This is a genomic window from Pseudoalteromonas sp. BSi20439, assembly GCF_000241165.1.
Classification (GTDB): domain Bacteria; phylum Pseudomonadota; class Gammaproteobacteria; order Enterobacterales; family Alteromonadaceae; genus Pseudoalteromonas.
In genome coordinates this window covers 1-9860 of the sequence record NZ_BADW01000009.1, presented here as the reverse complement: position 1 = coordinate 9860, position 9860 = coordinate 1, and the positions used below count along the sequence as shown (strand labels likewise).

General features: G+C 38.2%; 12 protein-coding genes. 8 read left to right on the top strand and 4 right to left on the bottom strand.

The genetic code is table 11. The features are described 5' to 3' along the window. Positions 1–14 precede the first annotated feature (14 nt). Entirely contained in the window at positions 15–1412 is a 1398-nt protein-coding gene (locus P20439_RS00625) for a heavy metal sensor histidine kinase (protein WP_008109917.1), read from the bottom strand. Further along, positions 1402–2088 carry a heavy metal response regulator transcription factor gene (locus P20439_RS00620; protein ID WP_008109918.1) on the bottom strand — a complete coding sequence of 229 codons (687 nt, stop codon included), beginning with the start codon at positions 2086–2088 and terminating at the stop codon, positions 1402–1404. The genes P20439_RS00625 and P20439_RS00620 overlap by 11 nt, the downstream gene beginning before the upstream one ends. Before the next feature lie 166 nt (positions 2089–2254). Here P20439_RS00620 and P20439_RS00615 point away from each other — a divergent pair, with 166 nt between their 5' ends. The 8 genes from P20439_RS00615 to P20439_RS00580 all read left to right on the top strand — a co-directional run bounded on the left by P20439_RS00615 (position 2255) and on the right by P20439_RS00580 (position 8744). Continuing rightward, positions 2255–4078 (top strand): copper resistance system multicopper oxidase, encoded by a 1824-nt coding sequence (locus P20439_RS00615; protein ID WP_008109920.1) that lies wholly within the window; start codon positions 2255–2257, stop codon positions 4076–4078. Next, positions 4075–4938 (top strand): copper resistance protein B, encoded by an 864-nt coding sequence (locus tag P20439_RS00610; RefSeq protein ID WP_008109922.1) that lies wholly within the window; start codon positions 4075–4077, stop codon positions 4936–4938. Before P20439_RS00615 ends, P20439_RS00610 begins: the two co-directional genes overlap by 4 nt. A 22-nt stretch (positions 4939–4960) precedes the next feature. After that, positions 4961–5368, top strand: a complete 408-nt coding sequence (locus P20439_RS00605) for a copper resistance CopC family protein (RefSeq protein ID WP_008109924.1) — start codon at positions 4961–4963, stop codon at positions 5366–5368. A gap of 11 nt (positions 5369–5379) precedes the next feature. Further along, positions 5380–6288, top strand: a complete 909-nt coding sequence (locus tag P20439_RS00600) for a copper resistance D family protein (RefSeq protein ID WP_008109926.1) — start codon at positions 5380–5382, stop codon at positions 6286–6288. A gap of 23 nt (positions 6289–6311) precedes the next feature. Beyond that, the gene (locus tag P20439_RS00595) at positions 6312–6800 is read left to right on the top strand and encodes a nuclear transport factor 2 family protein (RefSeq protein WP_008109928.1); all 489 of its coding nucleotides are present in this window, start codon (positions 6312–6314) and stop codon (positions 6798–6800) included. 10 nt (positions 6801–6810) lie between these two features. Continuing rightward, a complete protein-coding gene (locus tag P20439_RS00590) occupies positions 6811–7329 on the top strand; it encodes a DUF411 domain-containing protein (RefSeq protein ID WP_008109930.1) in 519 nt (172 codons plus the stop codon). 140 nt (positions 7330–7469) lie between these two features. After that, the gene (locus P20439_RS00585) at positions 7470–7979 is read left to right on the top strand and encodes a DUF305 domain-containing protein (RefSeq protein WP_008109932.1); all 510 of its coding nucleotides are present in this window, start codon (positions 7470–7472) and stop codon (positions 7977–7979) included. 33 nt (positions 7980–8012) lie between these two features. Further along, positions 8013–8744 carry a MauE/DoxX family redox-associated membrane protein gene (locus P20439_RS00580; protein WP_008463945.1) on the top strand — a complete coding sequence of 244 codons (732 nt, stop codon included), beginning with the start codon at positions 8013–8015 and terminating at the stop codon, positions 8742–8744. Between the two features lie 200 nt (positions 8745–8944). On the opposite strand, the gene P20439_RS00575 is transcribed toward P20439_RS00580, so the two are convergent. Continuing rightward, on the bottom strand, positions 8945–9358 hold the full coding sequence (locus P20439_RS00575) for a MerC family mercury resistance protein (RefSeq protein ID WP_226898058.1): 414 nt from the start codon (positions 9356–9358) through the stop codon (positions 8945–8947). Between the two features lie 102 nt (positions 9359–9460). Further along, positions 9461–9838: a MerR family transcriptional regulator gene (locus P20439_RS00570; protein WP_004588890.1), complete on the bottom strand. Its 378-nt coding sequence runs from the start codon at positions 9836–9838 to the stop codon at positions 9461–9463. Positions 9839–9860: the final 22 nt, after the last annotated feature.

Genomic DNA, 9860 nt, shown 5'->3' with positions numbered 1-9860 from the left:
ATTAAATTTAATAATTAGCTTTTAGCTAAATTTAGAAAAACTTTAAAGCTGGTAGTTTGATTATTTGAACTGACCTCTATATTTCCACCGTTTGCTTGCGCTAGAGCTTTAACTATTGCAAGCCCTAAACCAGCTCCATCGCTGTGTCGTTGGCGCGATTTATCGGGTCGATAAAAGCGGTCAAATAAATAAGGTAAATGCTCAGAAGGTATTCTCTCCCCAGTATTAATCACTGAAATACATATTTTTTCAGCGGTAAATATTTCACTATTTACTGTGATTGATGAGCCTTTTGGGGCATACCTTATTGCATTGGATAGGAGGTTTGATAATAATTGGCGAAAGTGTAATTTGTCACAATAAAAACAAAGGTTTTGACCTTTTTTCTTAAATGTAATCAATGAGTCTTCAGCCAAAGCATCAAAGTACTCAAATAATGCTTCAATTTCATCATGGCTTTTTAGAGTATTTTGAACGGGTTTAACCAGTCCATTCTGAGTTTTTGCAAGCCAAAGCATATCACTAACCATCTTAGTTAGTCGTTCCAGCTCTTCTAGATTAGAAAACAATAATTCTTGATACTCTAACAACTGTCTTTTTTTAGATAAACCAACCTGTGTTTGAGTGATTATATTTGTTAGTGGAGTACGTAACTCATGCGCAATATCACTAGAGAAATTTGATAAACGAATAAATTCACCTTGGAGCCTGTCGAGCATCGAGTTAAACGACTGCACCATATTAACAAGCTCAATAGGCACTTTATTTTCATCAAGCCTTACATCCATCTTATTAGTTTGGATGTCATGCATTTTCTGACTCAAACCTCGTAAAGGGTTTAATCCTTGATGTATAGCAAACCAAGCCACCAATAAAATGAGTACCGCAGAGCCAAACATAATAGCCCAAAGGCTTTGTTGAAATTGATTGAGAAAGTGTAAATGAAAGCTCATGTCTATCGCTGTAGTAATTTCGTATTGCTGTTGCCCAGTACTTAAATTACTCACCAGAGCTCGGTAGGTGTGGGTATCATTTTGCCATGAGGTAATGTTGTTACGGTTAAAGCCAGCTGAAGCCTTAGCACTCATTACAAAATCACTAAAATCTCGTTCAGAACTTTGAAAAATGAGCTCTCCTTTTGCGGTATTTACCTGATAGTAAACACCGTGATGACCCGCTACAGCGTTAGATAATTCATTTTTAAGTTTCAGGTTTGATTTATACTGTTGTCTTAAAACTAATTCAATAGATTGATTAATAACATGCAGTTCACTACTATCTTGCTTGAAAAAATGATGTTTTATCGAACTATTTATTAAGGTGGCAACTAAAGTTAAGCACGCAATAACGGTTACAGCCACAAACAACACAACACGCATCGTAAGTGATAAAGGCCGTGACTTAATAGCCATCAGTTTCAACCTCTAATTTATAGCCCATACCACGAACCGTATGAATTAATTTAATAGTAAAGTCATCATCAACTTTTGCTCTTAGCCTACGAATGGCAACATCAATCACATTGGTGTCGCTATCAAAATTCATATCCCATACTTGAGAAGCAATTAACGAACGTGGCAGTACTTCACCTTCGCGCCGTAACAATAGTTCAAGTAAGCTAAACTCTTTATTACTCAATAAAATACGCTTGCCTGCACGTTGTATTTTTCGCTTTGGAATATCCATTTCTAAATCAGCAACGATCAGTATATCGTCAACTGTTTGTACTGCACCACGGCGAATAAGAGTGCGTACTCTTGCTAAAACTTCAGCAAAAGCAAAAGGCTTTATTAAATAGTCATCAGCACCAAGTTCGAGCCCCTTTACTCTATCGTCTATGCTATCGCGAGCAGATAAAAATAGTACTGGGGTTTTGTTATCTGCTTCACGTAGCGACTGTAAAATTTTCCAACCGGATACGTCAGGTAACATGACATCAAGTATTATTACATCAAATAAGTCGGTCATTGCTAGGTGATGACCGTCAAGACCATTGCGCGCCAAAGAAACCTGAAAACCAGCTTCACTTAGTCCCTGTTTTAAATAATCTCCCGTTTTTGCTTCATCTTCAACAACTAATAAGCGCATACAATTCCTTCATTAAAGTCCTAACAACTACCTCTGCAAATATTATGCAGTATCTGTCACTACAGCAACATGACACCAAGATTACAACTTTGTAATGTTCGCGTCATGTTGAAGACAGGTCTATTTTCTATACTTAATACATATTCTGGTATGAAGGAGTAAGGAAATGGGGTTTAAAAAGTCATCACAACAGGTTAGCACACCACGAAGACGATTTGTTCAAGGCTTAATTGCAGGAGGTGTACTTGCTGCTTTTCCGAGTGTATTACATGCTGCATCATCTTTAGTAGCAGGAACAATAACAGGCACTGTGCCCGAACTTAGCGGCAAAGTAATTGATCTGGTTATAGATGAATCGCCGGTTAACTTTACTGGCGTAGTACGTATGGCGACAACTATCAATGGCTCTATACCCGCCCCTACCTTGCGCCTCAAAGAAGGCGATGACGTTACTATTAGAGTAACAAATAAGTTATCAGTACCGAGTTCAATTCATTGGCATGGCATTATTTTACCGTATCAAATGGATGGCGTACCTGGTATCAGTTTTAAAGGGATTATGCCTGGCGAAACCTTTGTTTATAAATTTAAATTACAACAAAGCGGTACATATTGGTATCACTCACATAGTGGCTTTCAAGAAATGACTGGCATGTACGGTGCATTAATTATTGAACCGCGAGAAAAAGATATTATTAGTGCAGATAACGAGCATGTTATTCAATTATCTGATTGGACTGATGATGACCCAATGGATTTGTTCCGCAAGTTAAAAGTACAGAGCGATGTATTTAACTTTAATCAACCTACTGTTCCAGAGTTTTTTGATGACATTTCAAATAGCAGCGTTTCAAATGCGCTACAACGCCGGGAAATGTGGAATAAAATGAGAATGAACCCTACAGATCTTGCTGACTTATCAGCATCTGCAATGACTTTTTTAATGAATGGTAGTACGCCAATGTCAAATTGGCGAGGAATGTTTAAAGCTGGCGAAAAGGTTAGGCTTAGATTTATTAACGGTTCTAGCAATACGTTTTTTGATGTAAGAATACCTGAGCTGAAGTTAACAGTTGTACAAGCTGATGGACAAAATGTTGAACCTGTGACAGTAGATGAATTTAGATTCGGCCCTGGTGAGACCTACGACGTAATTGTTGAGCCTAAAAATGATGCCTATACGATTTTTGCTCAAAGTATGGATCGCTCTGGTTACGCAAAAGGAACTTTATCAAGCTCGCCTAATATTGATGCGCCAGTACCTGCACTTGACCCTGTTGAATGGTTAACGATGACCGATATGATGGGCAATATGACCCACGGCGGTGAGCATTCTGCAATGGCAGGTATGGCTGGCATGTCAGGTATGAACTCTAAAGAAATGGATCATAGCGCTATGGATCACGGTCCAATGGCGATGGATCATAGCAAACATGGTATGTCTGAAAACCCATTAGCGGTTGCCAGCTCTAAAGTGCGTCATGCAAAAACGGAGTATGGAGCTTCAGTTGATATGCGCGTTGATATGCCGAGAACAAATCTTGATGATCCTGGTATTGGTTTACGTAAAAATGGTCGTCGTGTTTTAACACTTGCAGATTTACACTCACTTGAAGGGATCACTAACCAGCAAGAGCCAGAAGCTGAAATTGAGCTGCATTTAACCGGAAATATGGAACGTTATAGCTGGTCATTTGATGGCTTAGAATTTGGTAAAAGCACGCCAGTGCATATGAAGCATAACCAACGTTTAAGAGTTATTTTACAAAACGATACCATGATGACGCACCCTATGCATTTGCATGGTATGTGGAGTGATTTAGAAAACGAGCAAGGTGATGTGCAAGTGCGACGTCATACGATACCTGTTCAACCCGCACAAAGAATCAGCTTTTTAACCACCCCTCACGATGTAGGTCGCTGGGCTTGGCATTGCCATTTATTATTCCATATGGATGCCGGTATGTTTAGAGAGGTAGTCGTATCATGAAACAATTAAAACTATCTAAATCATTAGGTTTATTAATGTTAACAGGGGCTTCATTAATTAGTTTCCCTTTATTAGCGCAAAGTGAAATGGCACAAATGAATAGCGCTAAGATGCAACCACAAGGAGGAAGTGCACCTAAAGATGCAAGAGACCCCCATGCTTACTCTGCGGGAACAACTTTAACAGAAGGCCCATATGCGCTTGAGGGCAATGAGCGATTAACACTCGCTGATGAGCATCCATTTTACGCATTACTAGGCGATCGTCTTGAATATAACGAGCAAGCAAACGCAGGTGTATTTGACTTACAAGCATGGTACGGCACTACCTTTGATCGATTGGTAATTAAAACCGAGGGTGATTTCAGCGAAGGAAGTATTGAAGAAAACCAAACCGATATTTTATGGGGTCACGCCGTATCAGCATATTGGGATACTCAAGCAGGTGTTCGTCTTGATTACAATAAAGAAGGTGAAAATCGGCAATGGTTAGCTTTTGGCTTACAAGGTTTAGCCCCTTATTGGTTTGAACTTGATATGACAGCATACGTAGGTGAGCGAGGCAATACCGCATTTACGTTAGAGGCAGAGTACGAACTATTACTCACGCAAAAGCTAATTATACAACCGCGAGCCGAAATTACACTTTATGGCAAAAACGATAAACAAAACGAACTTGGAAGTGGCCTATCAAGCAGCGCGATTGGCTTTAGGGTTCGTTATGAATTTACACGCCAGTTTGCGCCCTATATTGGCGTTGAATGGAGCAATAAATTTGGCAATACCGCCGACTATGCCACATCAAGTGGACAAAGTAACAACAACACCGCATTTGTTGCGGGTATTAAATTTTGGTTTTAATCATTTTAAATAAGAGGTAATTATGAAGTTTTTTAATTCTGCAGTAGCCATTTTAGGTTTAGTGCTTACATTTTCCGCATCAGCGCATATATCACTCAAGCAATCAACACCTGCGCAAGAAGCCATGTTAATGAAAAGCCCAGAGCAACTTTCGTTAACTTTTGGTGGTGAAGTAAGGCTAGCAAAAGTCATCATCAAAGATGAAAAAAATAAATCAATAAACTTTGATTTCAAACCCAGCGCCACCCCAAGTACAGACTTTAATTGGTCATTACCGAGCCTAGCCCAAGGCACTTACACGGTTAAATGGACAGCACTGGGTGGTGATGGACATAAAATGACCGACACGTTTAGATTTATGGTACACAAAAGTGAATCGCATAAGATGATGCAAGAACAATCTAATACCCACAGCAAACATAATCATTAAGTAGCAACATAATGCAATTAAGTGAATGGTCAGTACTCTTATTATTATTAAAACTAGCAAGCTATATAGCAATTGCAGGGCTTGCGGGCACTTTATTAATGCGCTTTATGTGTGGCAACAGCAATGTTGCAGGGCATCAGGTAATTAGCTTTTATCAGTTCTTAAAACGTTGGCAAATTACGTGTGTAGTTACAGGTAGTATTGCTGCACTTTTACAAGTACCAATAGAAGCTGGAGCAATGGCTGAATCAGGCTTTATGGGAATGTTTGACCCCTTTATGCTTGAAATTGTTTGGCAATCAGTCATAGGTGACCAAGCAACGTTTAGAATACCAGCGCTCATTATTGCTCTAATTAGCGCATGTATGTGGAGTGTGGAATCAGATGATAACGTAGCAGGTTATAAAAACGGTGCCGTTATACTAATCATGCTTGGGTTTATCGCTTATAGCTTCACTTTTACTGGGCACAGTGCAAATGAAAATGGGTTAGTGAAAAGTATTTTAACCTTTCACCTTATTGCCATTGCGAGCTGGTTAGGGTCATTGTGGCCGCTTTACAAAAGCTGCACTTTACTACCTACCAGTGAAGTAAAGCGGTTAATGCATTACTTTGGTCAACTCGCTATTGTTATTGTATTTGTACTACTTATTTCGGGCTTAACTCTGCTCCTGCAGTACCTAGAGTCATTTTCTGCGTTGTTTACATCAAATTATGGGCAACTAATTTTATTAAAGCTGTTACTCGTCAGCGCGATGCTGTTACTAGGTGCATGGCATAAGCTTTTTTTAGTCCCGCAAATCACTCAACAACACCATATAAGTATATTAAAACGCTCGATCACTGTTGAAATATTAATTGCCCTATTTGTACTTATTACAACAAGTGTATTTACAACACTTGTTGGTCCGCCTATTTAACGATTAATAAAAAAGGAAAATGTATGTTAATTAAATCCTTTAATTTAAAAATTTTATTGCTACTAATTTTTAGCACTGTTAGTTCTTTTACTGTTAGTGCACATGACGATGAAAAATATTCAAAAAAAGGCAAGGCCTTTGTCAATGTTGATAGCGAGGCTGCAAAAACAGTCAGCCTATTTCATGCATCTCTAAAACAAGGCAATCGCGAAGCTGCACGTAAATTACTGGCCGACGATGTCATCATTTTTGAAGGCGGAAGTGTTGAGCGTTCTGCAGATGAATACGCGAAACATCATATGATAGCGGATATGAAATTCTTAAGTGCTGTTAATAGTGAACTACTAGAGCATCAAGTTTACACAAATGGAGACATAGCTTACTCAATTTCAAGAAGTAAAACTCAAGGAAAGTACAAAGGAAAAGATATTAAGTCTATGGGAATGGAATCAATCACATTAAAAAACACCGATACAGGTTGGAAAATCACTCATATTCATTGGTCAAATTAAGGAGTTAACAATGCGAGTAATCTACATTACCTCAGCGTTATTTTTATCATTAACTATGTCATTTTCGGCGATAAGTATCGAAAAACAACATAAAGCATTAATAACTTATGAGAATTCAGAAAAACCTAAAATTGAGCTTACCGTTTATAAAAGTAAAAATTGTGGATGTTGTAATAAGTGGATTGCTCATTTGAGCGAAAACAATATTCAAACAAAAGCAATTAACGTCAATGACATGGGGACGATTAAATCTCAGTATCAAATAAAACCAAATATGCGGTCATGCCATACAGCCGTTTCAGCCGATGGATTTGTATTTGAAGGTCATGTTCCCGCCAAACATATAAAACAGTTTTTAGCTGAACAACATCCTGAAAAGACGATAGGGCTCTCTGTTCCCTCTATGCCTGCTGGTACGCCAGGTATGGAAATGGGCGATCGCTTTAATAAATATAATATTGAAATGCTTACGCACGATTTACAGCAGAATACTTATAAGCATATTAGCAAATACGCTGAGCAGTTTTAACACTTATGGCACAACTCTTGATGTAATATTAAACATTGATTCAATGATTAAATATATAGTGGGTTTACGCCTAATAACCTGTAAGAATTACCCATTGGTATAAATGATATACAAAGTAAATGATAGAAAGGAGCCATCTAATGTCGCAGTATTTAAAGTTTTTCTTAATGATAGCCACATCAACATTAGTCATGTTTGTACTGATGTATTTGAATACTTATCAGCTAAGTCATGTTTTTTTTAGTGAAACTCGTACTTATATGGCGCTTTATATGGGAGCCACGATGGCAGTGATAATGCTACTTTTCATGCTCAATATGTATAAAAATAAAAAGAAAAATATAACAGTACTCATTGCTAGTGTTACCGTATTTGCGGGAAGTTTATTTTTAGTTCGATCACAAGCGACTGTTGATGATAGCTCATGGATGTCGGCGATGATCCCACATCATTCAATTGCAATACTCACCAGTGAAAGGGCAAAAATCAAAGATAAGCGAGTCCAAGAGCTTGCAACAAATATTATTGAGGCACAGCGTCGTGAGATTAAAGAAATGCAGTGGTTACTAAAGGATATAGAGAAAAATGGCCTAGCAGAAACTCAGGAGCAAGCACAATCTAGGACCGTACCGGATTTTAATGCTAAGTAAAATTTTATACCAATACATAAAAGGGAGCTAAACATGAGTAAATCAGCCCAACTTTTTAGAATGGCCACAGATGAGCATATTTGTCCGTTTGGTTTAAAATCAAAAGACCTACTAGAGCGAGAGGGATATACAGTTGATGATCAGCTATTAACTTCTCGAGAGCAAACAGATGAATTTAAAAAACAACACAGTGTAGAAACTACACCTCAAACATTTATTGATAATAAACGTATAGGTGGCTATGTCGACTTACGCGATTACTTTGATAAGCCAAAAGCTGGGCAAGAAGGTACAACTTACACGCCCGTGATTGCGATTTTTTCGGTTAGTTTTTTGCTTAGTGTGGCATTTAGTTTTGCAGCGAATAATAGCTTATTATCAATGCAAACCGCTGAACTGTTTGTAGCCCTAACAATGGCAGTGTTAGCAATACAAAAGCTTCAAGACTTATTTAGCTTTACTAATTCATTTATAACCTATGACTTAGTCGCTATGAAAGTAGTCAGGTACGCCTATGTTTACCCATTTTTAGAAGCATTTGTTGGCATTGGAATGATAGCCGGATTACCAGCCTATATTATTGCCCCTATTTCATTGTTCATAGGTGGGGTTGGTGCTGTTTCAGTGATAAAAGCAGTCTATATAGATAAACGAGAGTTAAAATGTGCGTGTGTAGGCGGTGACAGTAACGTACCACTAGGGTTTATCTCCCTAACAGAAAACCTGTTTATGATCGCTGCCGGTATTTGGATGTTTGTTAAGTAAACAACAGCTTTAATTTAAAAACATGATGATGTACTAGTGTGATTACCAAGGGATTATGTCGCTCTAATTACCGAGCGACTTTGTCGTAAATAGCATATCAGCTGTACAATATCAGCTGTACTACTATCAGCTGTACTATCAGCTGTACTACTATCAGCTGTACTAGCTCATATCAGTTCTTACAGTTTAAGTGAATAAGTTTAGACTTCATCAGGCAGACTGCTATGAGCGAAAAGCAGACATTGACCGTTAATCGTTTCAACGACGGCAATTAGCCATACGTTGCATGTTTGCTCCCTTACTGGTTTTACGATATCCAAAACCGACATAACGACCATTAAGCAAATACCAAAGTAAAATAGGTATGTGCTCCAATCATATAGCCAAAGAGGATAAAGCGTTAATAGCACTGCTACAGGCCCTAGAATGCTGAAGACAGCTCTGGTATGGTTTTTATTTTTGTGCCAGTTGTATAAGTTTACCAATAGTTCCAAAGATGCAAAAATAGGTAAAAGCGTATTTACAGCTATTCCTTCGAAGTGAGAGAAGAAGCCTAGTCCTAATGCCGATGCAAGTGACCTTAATGCAGGGAGGCAGGCCGTGCCGCTAGCCAAACGCCACTAGAGCCTACTCTGTCTAATATTTTATTTATCATTTGAAAGTCTATTGGTTGATATTACCATCATTCTAAACTCCGTATACAAGTACGGAGTCAATCATTTTAATGAGTCAATTATGGGGCAATGTGTTGGATCTTCGTTTTGCATACAGGTATTTGTCATACCCACAATTACTTTCTCTAAACGTTGAAGGTCATTAATTTTGTCTCGAATGATTGCTAACTTTTGTCGGTTTAATAGCTCAACTTGAGCGCAGTTGCTGTCCATAGACATTAGCGATTTTATTTCTCTTAACGTAAAGCCGAGCGCTTTGGCTTTTGTGATAAACCTAAGTTGTCCTGCTATTGATTCGTCATATTGTCTATAACCAGATATTGGTTTTTCAGGTTGTGTAATCAGTCCTTCTCGTTCATAAAAACGAATGGTTTCTACATTTAAATTTAATGATTGTGCTAATTTGCCAATGGTTTTCATTATTGCCTTTGTGAATACTACT

What these genes read in the sequence shown, in the direction of transcription:
- P20439_RS00620 (WP_008109918.1), bottom strand. Translation starts at nt 2,088, where the DNA reads ATGCGCTTATTAGTTGTTGAAGATGAAGCAAAAACGGGAGATTATTTA.
- P20439_RS00595 (WP_008109928.1), top strand. Translation starts at nt 6,312, where the DNA reads ATGTTAATTAAATCCTTTAATTTAAAAATTTTATTGCTACTAATTTTT.
- P20439_RS00600 (WP_008109926.1), top strand. Translation starts at nt 5,380, where the DNA reads ATGCAATTAAGTGAATGGTCAGTACTCTTATTATTATTAAAACTAGCA.
- P20439_RS00615 (WP_008109920.1), top strand. Translation starts at nt 2,255, where the DNA reads ATGGGGTTTAAAAAGTCATCACAACAGGTTAGCACACCACGAAGACGA.
- P20439_RS00590 (WP_008109930.1), top strand. Translation starts at nt 6,811, where the DNA reads ATGCGAGTAATCTACATTACCTCAGCGTTATTTTTATCATTAACTATG.
- P20439_RS00580 (WP_008463945.1), top strand. Translation starts at nt 8,013, where the DNA reads ATGAGTAAATCAGCCCAACTTTTTAGAATGGCCACAGATGAGCATATT.
- P20439_RS00610 (WP_008109922.1), top strand. Translation starts at nt 4,075, where the DNA reads ATGAAACAATTAAAACTATCTAAATCATTAGGTTTATTAATGTTAACA.
- P20439_RS00625 (WP_008109917.1), bottom strand. Translation starts at nt 1,412, where the DNA reads ATGGCTATTAAGTCACGGCCTTTATCACTTACGATGCGTGTTGTGTTG.
- P20439_RS00605 (WP_008109924.1), top strand. Translation starts at nt 4,961, where the DNA reads ATGAAGTTTTTTAATTCTGCAGTAGCCATTTTAGGTTTAGTGCTTACA.
- P20439_RS00570 (WP_004588890.1), bottom strand. Translation starts at nt 9,838, where the DNA reads ATGAAAACCATTGGCAAATTAGCACAATCATTAAATTTAAATGTAGAA.
- P20439_RS00585 (WP_008109932.1), top strand. Translation starts at nt 7,470, where the DNA reads ATGTCGCAGTATTTAAAGTTTTTCTTAATGATAGCCACATCAACATTA.